The organism is Streptomyces sp. NPDC059743, assembly GCF_042732975.1.
Taxonomy (GTDB): domain Bacteria; phylum Actinomycetota; class Actinomycetes; order Streptomycetales; family Streptomycetaceae; genus Streptomyces.
In genome coordinates, this window is the sequence record NZ_JBHWGS010000001.1 from 364718 (window position 1) to 383450 (window position 18733).

The 18733-nt window shown below is 68.2% G+C and carries 24 protein-coding genes; 9 read left to right on the top strand and 15 right to left on the bottom strand.

All coding sequences use genetic code 11. From position 1 onward, the window contains the following. Nucleotides 1-22: 22 nt before the first annotated feature. The 6 genes from ACFV6H_RS01630 to ACFV6H_RS01655 all read right to left on the bottom strand — a co-directional run bounded on the left by ACFV6H_RS01630 (nucleotide 23) and on the right by ACFV6H_RS01655 (nucleotide 3714). Nucleotides 23-193, bottom strand: coding sequence for a hypothetical protein (locus ACFV6H_RS01630; protein ID WP_385537235.1), 171 nt, complete (start codon nucleotides 191-193; stop codon nucleotides 23-25). Nucleotides 194-330: 137 nt separating this feature from the next. After that, nucleotides 331-1521 (bottom strand): M20 family metallopeptidase, encoded by a 1191-nt coding sequence (locus ACFV6H_RS01635; protein ID WP_385537238.1) that lies wholly within the window; start codon nucleotides 1519-1521, stop codon nucleotides 331-333. A 15-nt stretch (nucleotides 1522-1536) separates the two neighbouring features. Then, on the bottom strand, nucleotides 1537-2316 hold the full coding sequence (locus tag ACFV6H_RS01640; protein ID WP_384975794.1) for a helix-turn-helix domain-containing protein: 780 nt from the start codon (nucleotides 2314-2316) through the stop codon (nucleotides 1537-1539). A 77-nt stretch (nucleotides 2317-2393) separates the two neighbouring features. Then, entirely contained in the window at nucleotides 2394-2744 is a 351-nt protein-coding gene (locus ACFV6H_RS01645; RefSeq protein ID WP_385537241.1) for a Tn3 family transposase, read from the bottom strand. Then, nucleotides 2744-3244, bottom strand: a complete 501-nt coding sequence (locus ACFV6H_RS01650) for a hypothetical protein (RefSeq protein ID WP_385537244.1) — start codon at nucleotides 3242-3244, stop codon at nucleotides 2744-2746. Before ACFV6H_RS01650 ends, ACFV6H_RS01645 begins: the two co-directional genes overlap by 1 nt. Nucleotides 3245-3300: 56 nt before the next feature. Next, nucleotides 3301-3714: a hypothetical protein gene (locus ACFV6H_RS01655; protein ID WP_385537247.1), complete on the bottom strand. Its 414-nt coding sequence runs from the start codon at nucleotides 3712-3714 to the stop codon at nucleotides 3301-3303. A gap of 270 nt (nucleotides 3715-3984) precedes the next feature. On the opposite strand from ACFV6H_RS01655, the gene ACFV6H_RS01660 reads away from it, so the two are divergent. Then, on the top strand, nucleotides 3985-5286 hold the full coding sequence (locus ACFV6H_RS01660) for a glucarate dehydratase family protein (protein ID WP_385537250.1): 1302 nt from the start codon (nucleotides 3985-3987) through the stop codon (nucleotides 5284-5286). Nucleotides 5287-5370: 84 nt separating this feature from the next. Here the strand turns inward: ACFV6H_RS01660 and ACFV6H_RS01665 are convergent, their stop codons facing one another. Next, on the bottom strand, nucleotides 5371-6576 hold the full coding sequence (locus tag ACFV6H_RS01665; protein ID WP_385537253.1) for a cytochrome P450: 1206 nt from the start codon (nucleotides 6574-6576) through the stop codon (nucleotides 5371-5373). A gap of 282 nt (nucleotides 6577-6858) precedes the next feature. On the opposite strand from ACFV6H_RS01665, the gene ACFV6H_RS01670 reads away from it, so the two are divergent. Beyond that, nucleotides 6859-7002 carry a hypothetical protein gene (locus tag ACFV6H_RS01670; protein ID WP_384975783.1) on the top strand — a complete coding sequence of 48 codons (144 nt, stop codon included), beginning with the start codon at nucleotides 6859-6861 and terminating at the stop codon, nucleotides 7000-7002. A gap of 5 nt (nucleotides 7003-7007) precedes the next feature. Continuing rightward, the gene (locus ACFV6H_RS01675) at nucleotides 7008-8192 is read left to right on the top strand and encodes a methyltransferase domain-containing protein (protein WP_385537915.1); all 1185 of its coding nucleotides are present in this window, start codon (nucleotides 7008-7010) and stop codon (nucleotides 8190-8192) included. Nucleotides 8193-8329: 137 nt separating this feature from the next. On the opposite strand, the gene ACFV6H_RS01680 is transcribed toward ACFV6H_RS01675, so the two are convergent. After that, nucleotides 8330-8809 (bottom strand): DUF6415 family natural product biosynthesis protein, encoded by a 480-nt coding sequence (locus tag ACFV6H_RS01680; protein WP_385537257.1) that lies wholly within the window; start codon nucleotides 8807-8809, stop codon nucleotides 8330-8332. Then, nucleotides 8806-9252, bottom strand: a complete 447-nt coding sequence (locus ACFV6H_RS01685) for an ATP-binding protein (protein WP_385537260.1) — start codon at nucleotides 9250-9252, stop codon at nucleotides 8806-8808. The genes ACFV6H_RS01680 and ACFV6H_RS01685 overlap by 4 nt, the downstream gene beginning before the upstream one ends. Nucleotides 9253-9562: 310 nt before the next feature. Between ACFV6H_RS01685 and ACFV6H_RS01690 the strand changes: the two genes are divergently transcribed. The 3 genes from ACFV6H_RS01690 to ACFV6H_RS01700 all read left to right on the top strand — a co-directional run bounded on the left by ACFV6H_RS01690 (nucleotide 9563) and on the right by ACFV6H_RS01700 (nucleotide 11051). Next, entirely contained in the window at nucleotides 9563-10441 is an 879-nt protein-coding gene (locus ACFV6H_RS01690; RefSeq protein ID WP_385537263.1) for a helix-turn-helix domain-containing protein, read from the top strand. A 5-nt stretch (nucleotides 10442-10446) separates the two neighbouring features. Beyond that, nucleotides 10447-10665, top strand: coding sequence for a DUF397 domain-containing protein (locus tag ACFV6H_RS01695; protein WP_385537266.1), 219 nt, complete (start codon nucleotides 10447-10449; stop codon nucleotides 10663-10665). 167 nt (nucleotides 10666-10832) lie between these two features. Further along, complete coding sequence (locus tag ACFV6H_RS01700) at nucleotides 10833-11051, top strand: DUF397 domain-containing protein (protein WP_385537269.1); 219 nt, start codon at nucleotides 10833-10835, stop codon at nucleotides 11049-11051. Between the two features lie 55 nt (nucleotides 11052-11106). Here the strand turns inward: ACFV6H_RS01700 and ACFV6H_RS01705 are convergent, their stop codons facing one another. Continuing rightward, entirely contained in the window at nucleotides 11107-11646 is a 540-nt protein-coding gene (locus tag ACFV6H_RS01705) for a peptide deformylase (protein WP_385537272.1), read from the bottom strand. A gap of 23 nt (nucleotides 11647-11669) precedes the next feature. Then, nucleotides 11670-12635, bottom strand: a complete 966-nt coding sequence (locus tag ACFV6H_RS01710) for a helix-turn-helix domain-containing protein (protein ID WP_385537275.1) — start codon at nucleotides 12633-12635, stop codon at nucleotides 11670-11672. A 172-nt stretch (nucleotides 12636-12807) separates the two neighbouring features. On the opposite strand from ACFV6H_RS01710, the gene amcB reads away from it, so the two are divergent. From amcB to ACFV6H_RS01725, 3 genes are all read left to right on the top strand, one after another. Then, nucleotides 12808-13968, top strand: coding sequence for a cyclophane-forming radical SAM peptide maturase AmcB (amcB, locus tag ACFV6H_RS01715; protein WP_385537278.1), 1161 nt, complete (start codon nucleotides 12808-12810; stop codon nucleotides 13966-13968). After that, entirely contained in the window at nucleotides 13965-14156 is a 192-nt protein-coding gene (amcA, locus tag ACFV6H_RS01720; protein WP_385537282.1) for a multiple cyclophane-containing RiPP AmcA, read from the top strand. Before amcB ends, amcA begins: the two co-directional genes overlap by 4 nt. A gap of 74 nt (nucleotides 14157-14230) precedes the next feature. Beyond that, nucleotides 14231-14917 carry a pentapeptide repeat-containing protein gene (locus ACFV6H_RS01725; RefSeq protein ID WP_385537285.1) on the top strand — a complete coding sequence of 229 codons (687 nt, stop codon included), beginning with the start codon at nucleotides 14231-14233 and terminating at the stop codon, nucleotides 14915-14917. Between the two features lie 178 nt (nucleotides 14918-15095). On the opposite strand, the gene ACFV6H_RS01730 is transcribed toward ACFV6H_RS01725, so the two are convergent. The 4 genes from ACFV6H_RS01730 to ACFV6H_RS01745 form a co-directional block, all read right to left on the bottom strand. Then, entirely contained in the window at nucleotides 15096-15965 is an 870-nt protein-coding gene (locus ACFV6H_RS01730) for an SDR family oxidoreductase (protein WP_385537288.1), read from the bottom strand. Beyond that, the gene (locus ACFV6H_RS01735) at nucleotides 15962-16753 is read right to left on the bottom strand and encodes an SDR family NAD(P)-dependent oxidoreductase (RefSeq protein ID WP_385537291.1); all 792 of its coding nucleotides are present in this window, start codon (nucleotides 16751-16753) and stop codon (nucleotides 15962-15964) included. The genes ACFV6H_RS01730 and ACFV6H_RS01735 overlap by 4 nt, the downstream gene beginning before the upstream one ends. Nucleotides 16754-16761: 8 nt before the next feature. Next, nucleotides 16762-18213: an MFS transporter gene (locus ACFV6H_RS01740; protein ID WP_385537294.1), complete on the bottom strand. Its 1452-nt coding sequence runs from the start codon at nucleotides 18211-18213 to the stop codon at nucleotides 16762-16764. Between the two features lie 150 nt (nucleotides 18214-18363). Beyond that, nucleotides 18364-18696: a helix-turn-helix domain-containing protein gene (locus ACFV6H_RS01745; RefSeq protein ID WP_256097965.1), complete on the bottom strand. Its 333-nt coding sequence runs from the start codon at nucleotides 18694-18696 to the stop codon at nucleotides 18364-18366. Between the last annotated feature and the right edge of the window lie 37 nt (nucleotides 18697-18733).

Below are 18733 nucleotides of genomic sequence, written 5' to 3' on the forward strand. Positions count from 1 at the left end.
CGGTCAGGTCCTGCGGGCTTTGTCAGCCCTCAAAGTAGTTCGACTTGTCCGAGTCGTTGAACGTCTGGCGGCCCAGGGTGAGGGCCGCCACCGGGTGGGTGCTGATCTGCGGCGCGAAGCCGCCCGTGTTCGGCGCCGAGGCGGGCTTGCCCTCGACGGCGGGCTGGGTGGTGACGATGGTCTGCTCGGCCATGACTGGCCTCCCTTGTCATCGGTGGATGTGAGGTGGTGCTGCCTCTATGTCACCGCGACCGAAGATCTATTCCCAGAGACGGAGATGGGGACTTGCTGGGAGCGGATCTGGGAGAAATCTGGGACGTGCCTGGGACGTCAGCCCCCAAGGAGGTCGAGCACGGCTCGCTGGTAGACGGCGTATACCGTGGGGAGTTCGGCAAGGTGGGCGCGTTCGTCGATGCCGTGCAGCCCCTCGTACGGCACCCCGAAACCGGCGGTGGCCCGGATTCCCTCCCCGGCGAGCAGGTTTCCGATGTTCGACGGTCCTGCGGTCTTCGCCCGCACCATCAGCCCTTCCTCGGCGACGGCGTTCAGCAGGGCGGCGGCGGGCTGCTCGTCCTCGGCGAGGCGGAAGGGCGGCCAAGCGGCGACCGGGGCGACCTCGGTGGGCTTCGGGGCGGGCAACTCTGCATCGAGCTCGGCGACGGCCTTGCGGATGAGCGTCTCGGCGTCATGGGCGTCGAAGGTCGGGGTGGTGCGGATGTCGACGTTGAGGTCGCACCGGTCGGGGGTGACCGAGAAGCCCTGGCCGCCGTGGAAGGACGTGACCGACAGCTTCGGCGGCAGGGGGAAGTCCGAGGCGCCGTCGACGCTGGGCAGGTCGGCGGCCTCCAGGAGTCGTACGAGGTGGGCGGCCCGCGAGATGGCGCCGACCACGGTCCGACTCGATCCGGAGTGCCCGGAGGGGGCGTGGACCGCGATGGTGGCTCGCCACAGGCCCCGGCCACCGATCACGACCTCGTCCAGCCCCGGGTAGCCGATCATCACCCCGGCCGGGCGGACCGCGGCCTGGTCGGCAAGGTAGGCGCGGGCGCCGCCGAAGCCGCCGGTGTGCTCATCCACGTCCAGGAGCACGGCGAGTCCGCCGTGCAGGTCAGCGGAGCGGGGCAGCAGGTCGGCGGCGATGTGGCAGAACATCGCCGCGGCGAGCTTGGAGTCGGACGAGCCACGGCCGAGCAGCCATCCGTCCACGATGTCGCCGCAGTCCGGCGGGAAGGACCAGGCGGTCTCATCGCCGTACGGGGCGGTGTCCACGCACGCGTCCAGCGTCCACCAGGCGCCGGGCCGCCCCCCAGGGATTTCCACCAGCAGCCCGACCAGCTCACCCACCGCGTCGTGCAGGCGGCGGTGCGGCAGAGTTCGGGCGGTCAGCCAGTCCTCCAGCACGCCCAAGACCGGCCCGTAGTCGTCGATCCCGGCCCGGCTCGGGCGCCGGATCAGCTCCTGGGCCAGCCCGATCACGGACGCCGCGCGGGCCTCGGCCGCCTGCTGAAGGTTCTCGCTCACGCCTCTCCTCGCCCTTTAGTTATGCCGTACCGGCAGCGCGCGGACGGCCTCGATTGTCTCCACCGGCCGCGCGGACGCGCACGCCTCCCGCCCATGGTGGACCAGCCCGACGGCCGCCTCTCGGCTGAGTAAGACGCCGCAGTCGAAGCCCTCGGCCCCGTGGAACGAAGGCAGCGGCGCTACCGCGGCGGTCTCGGAGGCCACGAAGAACCGTTCCAGCGCCTCGGCCGGCTCCACCATCCCGATGTGCAGCGTCTTGACGCCGTTGCGGCGGGCGGACGGATCGCGCAGCTCCAGCAGCCGCAGCAGGTGGTCGGCCAGCACGCGGTGCCGCGGTGGCCCGTACAGCACCCGGTAGTGGACCAGGTCCGGGTGCTGGGCCACGGCGGTCTCGATCGCCGCCAGGTACGTCTTCTCCCGGCTGCGAGAGCCGGTGACGACCAGGTGCTCGCGCGCCCCGGCGGCGACATCCACCATCGCCTCGACCAGGTCCGTCCAGCGGGTGAGCACCTTGACCACCACCGCAGTGCCGGAGGACTCCAGCACGCTGGTGGCCGCCCCGTCCTGATGGGCGAACAGCATCTCCGGGCGCTCGCGGTAGAGCTGGCACAGCCCGGCCCTGTTCCGCTTGCCAGTCCGGCGCCGGCCGGACTCCCACGCGCTCATCAGGCTCGCGTCCGACGCGCCTCCAGTGATGGCGTTCAGGGCGTCGGCGGCCTCCTCCAGCGTCATGTTCCGCGCCACACGGGCCCGCTTGAGTGCCGAATCCGCACCGTTGGCCGCGGCCACGGACACCGCCCCCTCCCCATTCGCTGGCGTGTACCCGCAGTCTTCCCCGCTGGCGATGGTTCAGCGAGGCAAGGTCTGGCCGTTTACAGCCCGGCCGCCGGGTCGTCGGTGGCCACGGTCCGCAGTGGCCGGCGGCCCTGGTCGTCGAGCTGGGCGAGTTCGCGGTCGTAGTCGACGGTGATGGAGCCGTAGTAGTTCACCGCGGAGCTGCGGGCCGGGGAGATGTGCGCCAGGACCTCGGCGTCCACCTCACGGCCGGCATTGCGCAGTTCGCCGACGGCCAGACCCATGTACTCGGTGTGCCAGCACACGACCGCGTTCGTCACCACGGTCAGACACCACGCCTGCTCCTTCTGCTGCTCGGGCCGGCGCCGGGTGACCTTGCTCTTGAGGGTGTCCTCCAGGTCGGTGAGGGCCTCATCCAGCTCGTCCATCACCAGCGGCAGCGCCTCCGACGCATCGGGCTCTTGCCGACCAGGCGGCAGAACTCGGCCCGGTGCGTGACCCACTGGGCGGGCTTGAACAAGTAGGTCTCAGGATTGTTGTAGCGGCGCGAGCCCGGCATGTACACGTCCCCGCTGCGCAGGCCGTCGCGTAGCGCGAGCAGCACGCACAGCTCCCGGTAGTGCCGGTAGGCGGTCGCATCCCCCTTGGCCGCGGCCTCGTCCAGGTAGCCTTGCCAGCGGGCCGGCACGGACAGCGTCGGCGCCTTGTCCGGGACGGTGCGGGCGCCACTCGCGTTCAGCTCCCGGAGGATCTCCAGGGCCGCGATCAGCGGCTGTGCCTCGGTGCCGCCCTTGAACCGCACCGCCTTCAACACCTTCGGGGCGAACTGCCGGATGTAGGTGTACGAGCCCTCCAGCAGCCGCAGATGCCCGTGGTCCTTCGGCAGCCGTACGGTGGCCCCGGCGTTGGCCGCGATCAGCCGGGACATGCCGATTTTCCCGCGCAGCAGCGTCCCCACCGCCTCGTCCGGGATACCGGCATCGGCTAGGTCCTGTCCGGCCGATCTTCGTGGGCCCGGAACGTCCGGACAGGACCTAGCACCGGCAGGATCTCGTCCAGCAGGGCGAGCCGGTCCTCCGACAGCTTGGCCCGCTCGGCAAGTTCGTCGCGCAGCTTGATCCGCGCCCGCGACTCCGAACTCGACAGCGCCTGGTCGAAGAGCTGGACGACGGAGTCGAGGACATCGACGGCGGACAGGGCCAGCAGCGTGAGCAGGATCGGGTGGCGCCGGTTCGCTTCCCGGCGCTCCAGAGCCTGCGGGGTGAGCCGGCGGCTGATCTGGACGAGGTGGCGGCGGCGTTCAGCGGGCAGCGCGGACAGGTTGAGGGTGTGCGCGTCCAGGCCGCGCAGGAACAACAGCTTCTCCACCTCGCCGCCCACGCTGGTAGGCGGCGACACCTGCTCCGGCCTGGTCCCCAGCCAGTGCAGCCGCGAGGACCGCAGCGCCGGATCGACGAGGCTGCCGCACGGCTTAGCGTTGTTTTTTCCGCGAGCACTACTGGGACCCCCAGAACCACGGCCCCTCGCCGGGAGGCGGACCGTTGACGCGGGTCGTTCACATCCGTAGCCTCCATTTCCGTACGTAGATGACGTCCACGTAGGGAGACCACCGCATGGCGCACCCCACCGCCGGCACGGCACCCGCACCCGCACCCGCCGGAGTGCTCCATGGCTGATCCGACCATCGCCGAGGTCCGGCTCACGCCGATCCTCGTGACCGATCCGCCACTGCTCAACACCCAGGGCGTGCACCAGCCGTACACTCCGCGGCTGATCGTGGAGGTGGTCACGGCCGACGGCGTGACGGGGATCGGCGAGACGTACGGCGATACGAAGTACCTGGAGCTGGCAAAGCCGTTGGCCGCGCGGCTGCCCGGTCACCGGGTCACCGATCTGAACGGGCTGTTCGCGCTGGCCGACGAGGTGGCCGTCGATGCCTCCCGGGTGGACGACTCCATCGACGTCGGCGGGCTTCGGGGCGTGCAGACCGCCGACAAGCTGCGGCTCTCGGTCGTCTCCGGCTTCGAGGTGGCGTGCCTGGACGCGTGGGGCAGGACGGCCGGTATGCCCGTACACGGGCTGCTCGGCGGCAAGGTCCGCGACCGCGTCGAGTACAGCGCGTATCTCTTCTACCGCTGGGCCGAGCACCCGAACGGCGCGGGGGAGACCGACGACTGGGGCGCCGCCGTGGATCCGGGCGGCGTGGTCGCACAGGCCGAACGCTTCGCCCGTGACTACGGGTTCACCTCCTTCAAGCTCAAGGGCGGCGTGTACGAACCGGCCGAGGAGATCGCCGCCGTCCACGCCCTGGCCCAGCGCTTCCCGGGACAGCCGCTACGGCTGGATCCCAATGGCGCCTGGTCCGTGGAGACTTCGCTCAAGGTCGCCGGCGAGCTGCGCGACGTCCTCGAATATCTGGAGGATCCCACCAGCGGTACGCGGAACATGGCCGAGGTCGCCGCCCGCGCCCGGGTCCCGCTCGCCACCAATATGTGTGTCACCACGTTCGCCGAGATCCGCGAGGCGTTCACCACGGGCGCGGTCCAGGTGGTGCTGAGCGACCATCACTACTGGGGCGGACTGCGCAACACCCGTGAACTCGCCGCCATCTGCCGCACCTTCGGCGTCGGACTGTCCATGCACTCCAACACACATCTCGGGATCAGTTTGGCCGCGATGACCCATGTCGCCGCCACCGTCCCCAACCTCGACTACGCCTGCGACAGCCACTATCCGTGGCAGACCGAGGACGTCATCACGGACGCCTCGAAGGACCGGCTCACCTTCGCCGACGGCCGCCTCGACGTCCCGGACGCTCCCGGCCTCGGTGTCGAACTCGACCGCGGCCGGCTCGCCGTACTGCACCAGCGGTGGCTGGACGACGACGGCAGCATGCGCGACCGCGACGACGCGGCGGCCATGCGCGTGGCTCACCCCGGGTGGATGACACCGGCGGTTCCGCGCTGGTGACCTGTCGGTGTGATGGTGTTCGGTGTGATGGTGTGGACGGGCCCCGGAATTCGCCGACATCCGGGGCCTCGTTCGTATCCGTCCCTACCACGCCACCGGCAGTGTGATCGGGAACCGCCGGATCGTCTCCGTGTCCCAGCGCACCTCCTCGACCGGCACCGCCAGCCGCAGCCGTGGAAAGCGGTTCACCAGGCCGCCGATCGCGGCCTCCAGCTCCACCATCGCCAACGGCGCGGCGATACAGCGGTGTCCGCCCCAGCCGAAGGTCATGTGCGGAGTCGGCGTACGGTTCGGGTCGATGACGTCCGGGTCCGTGAACCTCTTCGGATCGCGGTTCGCGGTCAGATACGAGACATGGACGAAGTCGCCCGCCCGGATCGTCACGCCCTCGATCTCCACGTCCTCGGTGGCGATACGCGGGATGCCGACGCCCTTGCGGAACGGGATGAAGCGCAGCAGTTCGTCCAGTACCTGCGTCAGCTCCTCGGGCCGGCTCCGTACCTGCTCCATCAGATCCGGCCGGTTCAGCAGGATGTACGCGATATTGCTGATCTCGCAGGTCGCGGTGTCGTGCCCGCTCAGCATGAGCGTCAGCGCCATGACCGCCAGATCCTGGTCGTCAAAGGCGTCGTCGCCCTCCTTCGCGGCGGCCAGCGTGCTGATCAGATCGTCGCCGGGACTGCGCCGCCGCTCGGTGACGAGCTTGCCGAAGTAATCGCGCAGGGCGGACTTGGCGTTCGCCGCGGCCTGTTGTGTCTCCGGTCCGGTGGAGAGCAGCTGGTGCGCGTACTCCTGCATGCTCGGCCGGTCCTCGGGCGCGATGCCGAGCAGCTCGCAGATGGTGTGCTGAGGCAGCCGGTCCGAGAGATGGCTCACCAGATCGGCGGGCGAGCCGTGCTCGGCCATCTCGTCGAGCAGCCCGGCGGCGATTCCCTCGACCGCCGGCCGCATCCGGTCCACATGCCGCTTGGTGAACGCCTGCGAGGCCAGCTTGCGCAGCCGGGTGCTCCGTGGCGGATCGATCACATTGATCGACTCCGGCGAGACGATCGGCTCCGGCGTCAGCCGCGGATAGTTCCGGCCGGTGATCGCCGCCCGGCTGAACCGATGATCGGTGGTCACCTGCCGCACGCCCTCGAACCCGGTGACCAGCCACGCGTCCGCGTCACCGTAGGGCAGCCGGATCCGGGTCACCGGATTCCTGGACATGAGCTCCGCGAGCAGAGGATCGAATTCCAGGCCCTCGCTGAAGTCGAACGGACAGGTGGTTGTTTCGCCGATTTCGGTCATCGCTTACTCCAGGACGGGCACGTTCGGTATGAACGGTGCGGTTATCAGCAATGCATAATTACCTCCACCATTTCGCGCATATGCCCCGCGCGCGGCAAATGGCCAGCCGACCACCCGTTGGAGTGCCCGCCCTACCCACGGGGGCCTCGGTCGTGCGCTGGGCGGCGGCGAGTAGGCGCCATGCCCGTACGCGCGCGGCCGTCAGCTGCTTCACTTGCTTGGGAGGCGACATATCAGCGCATCATCGCGACTTTGTGTGCGAATCCGAGGGAGGAGGGTCTGATGACGGTCGGACCGACGCGCGGGGATTCAGACGACGGGGACGATGAGGAGAAGGACAAGCTCCCTGGCCAGCCCTGGAAGCCGATCCTCGAACCGCATCCGGACGGCGGGTCGCCCGAAGGGGATGGGAAACACCGCAAGTGACACTCATGTCTGGGCAGGAGGGCCGTGCCGGCGATGAGCTGGTACGGCGCCTCCTCGAACGCGGCGTTCTTACGCCTGAGTGGGCCGAGGTGTTCCGGGCCGTGCCCCGGTCGCTGTTTCTGCCGGATCTTTTCTGGGCGTACGACACGTCGACCGGCCGGAGCGAGCCTGTGGCCAGGGACGATGACCCCGCAGGCTGGGAGCGGGCGGCGTACGAGAATATTCCGCTGATCACCCAGTGGGACGACGGACAGCACACCGGTACCCAGCCCGGAGACAAGCCGACCAGCTCGGCGAGCATGCCGTCTGTCGTCGCGTCCATGCTGTGCGATCTCGACGTGAGCGACGGCATGCGCGTGCTGGAAGTGGGCACCGGCACCGGCTGGAACGCCGGACTCCTGGCCCACCGTCTGGGCAACGCCAACGTGGTCAGCGTAGAGATCGATCCGGCCGTCGCGGCGCGCGCGTCGAAGGCGTTGGCGCGAGCCGGACTATCTCCCTTGGTGGTCGAAGGAGACGGCCGGGATGGCTGGGAGGCGGGAGCGCCGTACGACCGGGTGATCGCGACGGCAGGCGTACGGGCGCTACCGCCACGCTGGCTCGAACAGACGCGCCCGGGCGGCATCATCCTCGTCCCATGGGGCACCCACTACAGCCATCAGGACGGATTGGTCCGCCTGACCGTTGGCGAGGACGGCCGGGCAACAGGCCCCTTTCTCGACATGGTGGAGTTCATGAAACTCCGGGATCAGCGGCTCGACTGGGACCTGTTCCGAGGGCACGTCAAGGAGTTCCCCGGCGACGCCGACGTCTCCACAACGGCTCTCACCGCGGCGGACGTCGGAAACCGCTACGACACGGCGGACTTCGTCATGGGGCTGTGTGTCCCCGACTGCGCCCACGTCGTCAATCAGGGCGACTCGGGCGGGCCGGGCGACGCGAAGGCGTGGTTCCTCGACTTCCGCAGCCGGTCATGGGCGGCCGTCATCTTCACCGCCGGGACTGCCGACGCCACGGTCTACCAGTCCGGGTCCCGCCGCCTCTGGGACGAGGTCGAGCGGGCCCTGACCTGGTGGATCGACCGTGGCAGACCGGAGTACGACCGGTTCGGACTCACCGTGGACCGGGACGGCAGTACGCGCCCGTGGCTGGACGATCCGTCGGACATCCTGCCGTTCGCCGAGCCGTGACCAGCGAGTGAGTGCTGTGGCGCGGCGGCCGGCCGGTGAGCAGCCGGCCGGTCAGCAGCCGCGCAACAGCGCCAGCGCGATCGAACCGCCGAGCACGGTCACCGAGACGACATAGAGGGCCTGCGCCACGACGGGCCTCACTGCTTACGCTCCTCCTGGCGGCGCTGGTAGAGCGCAGCAAACGTGCGGGTGGACCACGCCAACGCCCGCATGTGGTCGTACGCGTGGGCAGGCGAGACGTACGGATCGGGCCGGGCGTCGCGGTCGAGCAGCGCGTACGCGGTTCTGTACAGGGCACGCGCCTGTGGCGTATCGGTGTCGCCGAGGTCTTCGCCCAGGAGCAGGGCAAGGTGGCCGCGGAGTTCGTGTGTCGTGGTGTCGACCCAGGCGCGCTTGGGAAGGCCGACCTGGCGGGCGAGGGCCTTCTCGACGGTGTACGAGATGGTCGCGAGGTCGACGGGACAGTCGATGGACCGACTGGCGGGTCGACCGGCGGACCGATCAGTGGGTCGACGGGACAGCGCGGCCACCAGCCGGCGCAGCGACGCCGTGTCCGTGGCGAACCTCAGCGCTCGCCAGTGCCAATGGGTGCCAGGCGTACGGCGATTGAGCGTCACGCGCCGGCCACCTCCTGAACGGCGACCGTGCACCACGTACACGTCCCACGCCTGCCCCACGCACGCGCAAGCGCGGCGACCAGCAGCATTCCTCGCCCGTTCTCCTCCTCCGGTCCCGGCCGTCTGAGCTGGATACGTGCCGGGGAGTGATCGTCCACCTCGATCCGTACCTCGCCGGCGAGGTCGTACGAGACCGAGAACCGGACGCGCTCACTGCGCGCGTGTACCACCGCGTTGGTGACCAGCTCACTGACCAGAAGCTGTACGGTCTCGACCTCGTCCCCACCCAGCCCAACGCCCTGCCGCAGAACCGCGCCGACGATCCGCCGTGTCTGCTGAGGCCGTTGAGCATCCGGCCGGAACGACAGGCTCAGGTGCAGCGCATCCCGTATCCCAACGCCGGTGTGTTGGGCGGGATGTGCGCTCTGGGTCAGAGGAGTCATCGCGAGTCCTTGCCGTCGATCTGGTGGGACTGCCCGCAGGGCGGGCCATCGGCCCAGCGCCGGGTGCGCGCAGCTTGCTCACCGAATGTGCCGACTTAGATGCACACGGTGAGATGCGGGTATAGCCTCGCACCAGATCCGGCTCTCCCGGAACGCTTCCGGCGAGATTCCGCGAGCAAGTTCTTATGTGAACTCCCGCCTGCACGGGGGCAGTTCATGCGAATCGGAGCACGCTCCCGCGCTGACGCAGAACGTTCCTTGCGGAGGCCGAACGAACGCCCACACACTGAGTGCACAAGGAGGACCGCGGATGATTACGGACATCGAGTCGGCATCGCCTGCTCTATGCCGTCTGCAGTTGGGCAGCGAACTGCGCCAACTCCGCCTGAACGCTGGGCTGACCTCGCGTCAGGTAGTGAGGAAGCTCCTCTGGAGCCCGTCGAAGCTGACCCGGCTGGAGACAGGCGAGAACGCTGTTGTCGAGACGGCGGACGTCATGGCGCTGTGCCAGATCTTCGGAGCGGACGCGGAGAGGACGGAACTGCTCATGGAGTACGCGGCCGTCACCAAGAGGAAGCGTGACTGGTGGCAGTCGGCGCAGTACCGCGCGGTCATTACTGCCGGCTTCAAAGCACATTTGGGTCTGGAGGCCACGGCTTCCGCAGTGCAGAAGTACGAGTCCGAGTACGTTCCTGGCCTGCTCCAGACCGAGGCATATGTGCGCGTGATCCATCAGCGTGCGCACCAGGGCCTCAACAGCGAAGAGATCGATCGCGTGGTCGACGTACGGATGACGCGGAAGGCGGTCCTGCACGGGAAGAACCCGCTCAAACTCACGGCGATCATCAACGAGGCGGTTCTGCACCGGCAGGTCGGAGGCGCGGAGGTCATGCGTGCGCAGCTTGCCCATATCGTCGAGATCGCGTCTGCCCCCAATATCCGGATCCAGGTCGTTCCCTTCAAGCTGGGCGATCATCCGGGGATGAACGGCGCGTTCACGATCTTCCATTTCCGTGATCGGATCGCTCTCAAGCCGATCATCTACTTTGAGAACCTTGCCGACGGCTGGGTGAGTCGGCACGAGGGGGACGTGGAGCGTCACGAAGAGGCGTTCAACGACCTGGAAGCGCTTGCTCCGGGACCGCAGGAGTCCCTGGACCTGATCAAGAAAGCCATGAAGGAGCTTTGATCCCGATGACGACCACGGCCGACGCACTGAACGATGCCGACTGGTTCAAGTCCAGCTACAGCAACAACCAGGGCGGTGACTGCGTCGAGGGCGCCCGTCTCACCGGCGGTGCCATGGCCGTACGCGACTCCAAGGACCCGCACGGGCCCGCCTTCGTTCTGGCCGGTGGCGCATGGACGGCCTTCGTCCGTGCCCTCGGCGGAGGGGAGTTCGCGGAGCAATGACTCCTACCCGCCTGCTCAGTCCGAGCTGCGACTCCGAGCAGCGCATCGAAGCCACCCGTCCCAACAACGGCGCGATAGCCGCACCCGCTTAGGACCGACCCGTACAACCCACGTGGGCTGCTCCCTCCCCGAAAGCAGCCCACCGATGCGCAGGAGCTGGGATTTCGGTGACGACAACCTCGGACGTGCTGACTGGGGCCCACTGGTTCAAGTCGAGCTACAGCAACGACGAGAACGGCATGTGCGTCGAGGGCGCCCGCCTCACCGGCGGCGCCATGGCCGTCCGTGACTCCAAGGCCCCCGAGGGGCCCGCCTTCGTGCTGACCGGCGGCGCGTGGACGACCTTCGTGACCGCTCTCAACGACGGGGAGTTCGCCGGACGATGACCGCCGATGTGGGCCGCTCCCACCCCGGCAGCAGCCCACACCCGGCACACGGTAGTTACTCGTACGCCCAGGCCCGGCCGGTCTGCCTGTACTCCTCGACCGGGATCGGCTCCACACCTGGCCGCATCCGGGCTGTGTAGAGCAGGCCGTAGAGGTGATCGATCTCGTGGTGGATCAGCCGGGCGAGGCCGCGTTCGTACACGGTGCTCACTGTCTTCCCGTCCAGCGTGGCGGTTTCGACCGTGATGCGCAGGGGTCGCGGCACCAGGCCGCGGACGTCGAAGAAGCTCAGGCAGCCCTCGTACTGCTCGTCCGTCTCGTCGGACGACATGGTGATGCGGGGGTTCAGCAGGACGATCGGCAGCGCGTCGGATCCGGAGGGCCGGACGACGGCCGCCGCGCGTGCCGTACCGATCTGCGGTGCTGCGATGCCCATGCCTTTGGCGAACGGATGCACCTGACCGACGCGCTCCATCGAGTCGAAGAGCCGGTCGGTGACACGTTCGACCTCGCCTCGTTCGTCCGGCAGGCCGAACGGACGGGCAGACTCGGTGAGCACGGGGGAGCCGCACTGCACGATTCCAAGCTCACGCATCTGTTCACTGGGCCGCACCTGAGTCACCTGAACTCCCCTTGATCCTGTTCGGGCTTGGCCCGGAAACGCCATTCGAGACGGTACCGGGCATGCAGTGCTGGAGCGGATGTTGACCAGGAGAAGAGGCACATCTCGCCGTCGTCGTGACGGGTGGCGGCGCTCCGCAGCGGCGTCGCCTCAGCGGTCATCGACGTTTCCGTGCCCCACACCACTGGATCAAGGCCGCTGGGAAAGGCCAGTTGGACTTCGAGATGTTCGGTCGGAAGCCGTACGGCGCGCTGGAACCAGCGGCCCCATTTGCTGTCACTGACCGAGTAGGCGTACGTGATCCACACGGACTCGCCCGGATAGAGCGGGAAGCGGCCGTCCTCGTTCTCGAACAGCAGCCACACCTCTTTGAAGGCGTCGCGGTCGTGTTTGGCTTCCCACCGCATCCCTTCCCCGGCGCAACTGGCGACCAAGTTCAACTCGTCCCAGGTCAGGGGGTGTTCGCGGTAGTGAGCGTTGGATTGTTCCGGATCGCCCGGATAGCGGTCGACACTGATACGGATCAAATACCGGGTCACCGGCTCCGTGCCGGTGTTGCGCAGGCGGCGGCGCATGGTGAGCCGGTAGCGGCTGCCGTCGTAGTCCAGGCGGGCGGCATCGTGCTCGACGACGAGCGTGGATCCGGTCGCGTACGGCTGCTCCACCCGGCGTGGTACCGGCGCTGCCGGGACACCGGTACGGGTCTTGGCGGCTTCGTAGTCGCTCCAGCGGCGCCAGATCGCCTTACCCGCATTCATGGCTTCGTCCGCCCGGCGGGCGAAGTCCTCGCTCGGTTTGTGCCTGCCGGATTCCATGTGGCTCACATACGAGGGATCGAAACCCATCGCCGTGGCGAGTGCCCGCTTGGACAGCCCACGGACCTCGCGCCAGTAGGAGACCTCGGCTGCGAACGCCTCGGCAGCCTGCTCCACGGTGATGGCTCCGGTCTGCTCAGCGTCCATCAACAGCCCCCGGAGCGATCACTGATTGGTGAGAATGAATGAACCATGAGTGACCTCATTTCATCATCCCCTCACCTTGCCTGCTCAGGGTTTGCTTTCCTGGCCGGTCAGGGATGTCCCCGCGCCGGTTCGCCTCGGCCGTGCTCGGTCGGCCCGGCCAGTGAGGAAGGCCATGTCACTTCACCCCTTCAGCCAGCGTCCGCGCTACTCCCAGTGGTTCACGGCCAAGCCGCAGACCGTTGTGGTCCAGCCCACGACGTGGTGCAACTTGGACTGCACCTACTGCTATCTGCCTTTCCGGAGGCTCAAGCACGAGATGTCCGCAGAGGTCTCCGACGCCCTGGCGGAGTCGGTCGCGGCGTTCGCGGACGGTGCTCATCCCATCGACATCGTCTGGCATGGCGGGGAGCCCCTGGCGCTGGGGCCGCGGAAGTTCACCGCACTTCTGACACCGTTCGAAGAACTGCGCCGCGTGGGCCGTGTCCGCCACTATGTGCAGACGAATGCCACCTTGATCACCGAGGCCTGGTGCGAGCTGCTGACCAGGCATGAGTTCCGCGTCGGTGTGAGCATCGACGGCCCGGCCGCTCTCAACTCTCAGCGCGTCGATCTCCGTGGCCGTCCCGCCTTCGACAGGATCGTCCGAGGCATCGACCGGCTGCGCGTACACGACATCCCTTTCTCGGTGATCGCGGTGGTCGGGACCGACGGCATTGATCATCCGGAGGAGCTACTGGACTTCATGGCCGGTCTGGGCTGTCGGTCGGTGGGCTTCAACATGGAAGAGGCCGAAGGAATCAACACCGACCGGCAGCAGCCCACCCCGGAGCAGGCCGAGACCTTCTGGCGACGGACCCTGGAGTGGTCCCGGTGCCACCCCGGTGAGCTGGAAGTGCGGGAACTGGAGTACCTGGGCGAATATCTGCGGATGATCCGCGCTGGACAGCGGGTGGACTGGGACCGTCGTCGGCTGGACCCCATCCCGACCGTGTCCTGGAACGGGGATGTGGTGCTGCTTTCCCCGGAGTTGGCGGACACCATCGATGCCGAGTACGGCAACTTTCTGGCCGGCAGTGTCCTCGATCGACCTTTGACCGACATCCTGGGCGGCGCGCACCGACTGCGGTACGTCCAAGAATTTCTTGCCGGGCTGGAGGGCTGTCGGGCCGGATGCGAGTTCTTCGACTTCTGTCGTGGAGCCCAAGCGGCCAACCGCTACTTCGAGAACGGCAGCCTCGCGACGACGGAGACCAACTATTGCCGTGTTACCCGGCAAGCCCTGGTTACCGCCCTGTCCACCGTGGCGGCCAAGGAGAAGGAAGAAACCGTATGACGATCCTGGAGCTGTTGGCCGCGTCCGACGCGCCTGTCGTGGCGGAGCTGATATTCAATCGCTGGGCCCCGCAGCCCGAGAACGTTGACCGAGCCTGGGACAACCGCCCCACGTGGGACAACTGGCCCAAGAGCCCGGCCCGGTTCGACAACCGACCGACCTGGGACAACTGGAACAAGAAGAAGTAGATCTGCCGCCGTCGGGTCACTGCCCTCGGGTGACCCGACGGTACGGGGCAGGCTCCTCGCTGGAAGGCATCTTGATGGACACCCGCGCGATCCGCCGTACGAGCGTCACCCTCCCTGCCCTGGACGAGCCGGGTTTGTATCTGTCCAGCCTCGCCTCGCTCGAAGGAGGGCGTGGCAGGGTCGCGGAATTCCACTACGCCGATGCCGATCTGCGCGAGATCGACCTGGCGGACACCCATCTGATGGATGGACGCATCAGCGGCCTCAAGGCACAACGTACCCGGTTCGACAAGCTCCGCATCGACTCCGTGGAGTTGTCACACTGCGATCTGTCGTCACTGCGTTGGACAGAAAGCAAGATCTCTCGCGCCGCGTTCACCGACTGCAAGCTGATGGGTGCGCTGATCGAGGATCTCACGCTCGACAACGTCCTGTTCGAGAACTGCAAGTTCGACTACAGCAGTTTCGAACGCATGCGGGCCACTGGACCGGTGATCTTCTCGAAGTGCTCACTGCGAGAAACCACGTTCACGGCGGCCGACCTCGCCGGTGGCCTCTTCGACGGCTGCGACCTGCGACTGACGGAGTTCGACGGCGGCAAGTACCGCGACTGCGACTTCCGTGGCAACGACCTCTCCCAGGTGCGTGGCGTCAGCGCACTCAAACAGGTCGTCATCGACAGGCACCAGACCATTCAGCTCGCAGAAGCGCTCGCGGACGAGCTGGACATCACCTTCGGCGAAGACTTCGACGACGCGTAACACTGCTCGGCGACCACCGGCTCGCACGCAGGGGCCGCGGCGTCTCCCGGGCGAAGCCGTGGTCTCCCCCCGACGCCGATCCTCGCCAACGCGCCGGGAGCGGTGGCCGTCCGGTGACAGTTCCCGGCGCGTAACTGGCACGCGCTGCCGCACAACGACACCCCTTGGACTCATTCATCTAGCGGGACCGCTGTTGTGTGAGGAACGCTCGGAGTGACGTCGTAGGGCGGCCGATCAGGCGCTCGATGTCGGCGGTGGGCGTGAATTCGCCGGCGGCGATGGCCTGGAACCAGGCGCCGGTGAACCATGCCCAGGGTTCCGGCATCCCTGCTTGCAGGCGTGCGGCGACGTAGTCCTCGATCGGGGTGTCCTGGTAGGTCACGGGCGTGCCGGTGAGCTCGCCGAGAATCGCGGCGACGTCATCGAGGGTGAAAGCGTGGGAGCCCGCTAGCGTGTAGCTGTGTCCTGCGTGGCCGTCGGTGGTGAGGACGGCGGCGGTCGCTTCGGCCATGTCGCCGCGCTTCGCCAGGGCGGTCGGGGTGTGGGCGGCGGGCACGCGGATGATGCGGTCCGGAGCGAGCTCGCCGATCAGCTTGTCGAACGACTCCAGGTACTGCGAGTTGCGCAGTACGGTGACGTCGAGCCCGGAAGCTGTCAGCTCCTTCTCGGTGTACTCGTCCCACTCCGTGGCCTGAGGGATCACAAAGGCCGAGTCGGCACGGCGCTGGATGGCCGTGTAGTGGATGTGGCGCACCCCGGCTGCCTTTGCGGCGTGGATCACATTCCGGTGCGCCGTTTTGGCGTCGGTGAACGACCTCGCCGAGATCAGAAGAAGCTTCTCCACGCCGTCGAAGGCCGCTTCGAGGCCGTCAGGCTCCTCGTAGTCGCCGTGCCGTACGGAGACGCCGCGCTCGGTGAGATCGGCGAGCGCCTCGGGCCGGCGGGCCAGAGCCGCGACACGGCCGGCGGAAACCCGTTCCAACAGGAACTCCACGACCTGGCGCCCGAGTTCACCGCCGGCGCCGGTGACCATGATGAGCCCGCTCATGCCTCTACTCCTGTCGCCGCGGCCGGCCCGCCTGGCACGAACGGAACGGTGTCGGGCGCCTCACGTCGCGCCGCGAGAATCGCGCGAGCGGCATCGCCGACAGGTACGCGCAGCGGGAGCCGCGGCGACTCGGCGGCATCCGCGACCTCGGCGGCGGCCTCCTCCGGCGTGATCATCCCCGACCTGGCGCCGCCGTTGGTGTCCGGTGCGGCGATCGAGTGGTACGGGTCGTCCGGAAGCGCGTAACTGGTCACGGCGTCCAGTGCTCCCGAGCTGACCATTCCCGGCTCCAGCAGGGCGGCTTCGAGCCCGAACGGCGCGACCTCGATGGCGAGTGCCTCGACCAGCGCCTCAAGTGCCCACTTGGTCGTCTGATAGGCGGCACCCGGAGGTGCGACGATGCGCCCGACGACGCTGGACATGAACAGCAGACGGCCGTTCCCGCGCGCCCGCATGCCGGGAAGGACGGCCTGGGCCACCCGAAGCGAGCCCAGTGTGTTCACGTCGAACAGCTCCGCCAGCTTCTCCGGAGGCGTGGCCTCGACTGCGGCGTAGAAGATCACTCCCGCGTTCGAGACCAGGATGTCGACCTCGCCGGCGTTCCGGACCGCCGCGGCGACGCTCTCGGCGTCGGTGACGTCGAGCGGCAGCCGCTGATCGACGTCGAGGCCGGCGAGCGAGCGTGGATCACGTGCCGTGGCCACCACTCGGTGACCTCGACGCGCGAACTCCGCGGCCGTCGCGCGGCCGATGCCCTTCGACGCACCGGTGATCAGTACTGACGCCATGACTTCTCCTATCGGTTTATATCTTGTGTGGATTTCATGTCTTGTGCGGTTTCCTTTGGACGGCCGCGCGGTGCCTCGTTTCCTCGTGTCAGGAGAGGGAGGCAGGCCAGGGCGGCGACGAGGGCGAAGGCTCCGGCCCACCACCAACTGAGGGTGAAGCGGTCGAGGTCGCCGGCGATGATGGTCGACGACCTCACCACGATCACGAGGATCGCGACGCCGATGACATTGCCGAGCTGGCGGCCCATCTGCACGACGGCGCTGCCCGTCGAGGTCTGGTGCGGTGCGAGCCCGGCGCTGGCGGCGCGGATGATGGTGGGAATGGCGAGGCCGACACCGACGCCCTCCATGAGCCAGCCGGGCAGTATCTCCGCGGCGTAATGCGGTTGGACGGTCAGCGACGTACCGATCAGCACACCGCCGCCGCCCATGAGGACCGCCCCGAGGATCGTCTTGATCCCGTCGGAGAGCCCGGCGTGGAAGCGGCGCAGCCCGATCGCCGTGACCGAGACCATGACCGGCCCGGGAGCGATGGCGAGCCCGGTACGGACCGCCGACCACCCCCAGCCCTCCTGGAGCCACAGGACGAGGCCGAGGAGCTGGGTGCCGAAGCAGATACCGAGGGCGAAGTTGGCGAGATTGCCCCAGGTGAAGGCCCGGTTGCGGAAGAGGGCGAGGTCGATGACCGGCTCCTTCACGCGTGCGGAGCGTACGAGGAACAGGGCCACGGCGACGAGGGCGACGGCGAAGGTGCCGACGGTACGTCCGCTGCCCCACGCCCACGTCGGCCCTTCGACCATGGCCAGCGTGAGGGCGCCGATGCCGGTCACGACCAGCGCTCCGCCGAGAAGGTCGGGAGTGCCGGTCTCCGTGCTGTGCCGGGAGTCCGGCGCGACGAGCGCCGCGACGACGAGCGCCGCGATGCCGATCGGGACGTTCACGACGAAGATCCACCGCCAGGAGACCTCCACCAGCAGCCCGCCGAGCGCCGGCCCGGCCGCCGCACCGAGCGAGCCGCTGATCGCCCAGAACTGGATCGCGCGCGGGCGCCTCTCCAGGGGAACGGCCGTCAGTACCAGCCCGAGGCTCGTCGGCACCAGGGCCGCGGCCCCGACCGCCTGAAGGCAGCGCAGCCCGACGAGCAGCCAGACGTCCCCGCTCAGGGCGCAGCCCAGGCTGCCGACGGTGAAGAGGGCCAGGCCGAGCAGGAACACCGGCTTGACGCCGTACCGGTCGCCGAGCCGCCCGGCCGGGACCAGCAGCGCGGCGAACACGATGGCGTAGGCGTTGAGGATCCAGCTCAGATCGGCAAGGGACCGCTCACCCAGGGCCTCCCCGATCGGGTGGAGCCCGACGTTGACGATGAATACGTCCAGGCCGCTCATGAAGGTCGCTACGCACAGGACGACCAGGAGAACGGCGGGATGGGACTGATGGCGCTCGGCGCCAGTTTTCGTCACGGTCACTTTCCAGACGGACGGTTTGACTTTCGGACTCACTGGCCACGCTAACACCTGAGTTTGAAAGCCGCACCAACTCCGGCGCGGCGTTGGGCATCGCCCGCCCGGCTTGCCTCGGCCCGGTCGTCGCTCAGGCCTCAAGCTCAGGCCTCAAAAGGCGTGATTCTCGCCCCAGATCTCCAGCTCGCGGAGCACCGGCGCGAGGGCCTTGCCGGCCTCGGTGAGGACGTACTCGTCGCGCGGCGGGTGCTCGCAGTAGCGGCGGCGGGTGATCACGCCGGCCTCCTCCAGCTCGCGCAGCCGGGTCACGAGCCTGTCCCGGGGCGCACCGGTCCTGGCCTGGATGTCGTTGAAGCGATGGACGCCGCGAGACAGATCGCGGAGTACGAGCAGGGACCACCGGTCGCCGACGACGTCCAGCGCGGCGGCAATCGGGCAGCCGCGACCGCCGCCGGCCTCGATGGATTTGCTTTTCAGACTCACGTTCCCCAGCGTAGCCGCTCCGCTAAGTTTGATTCTC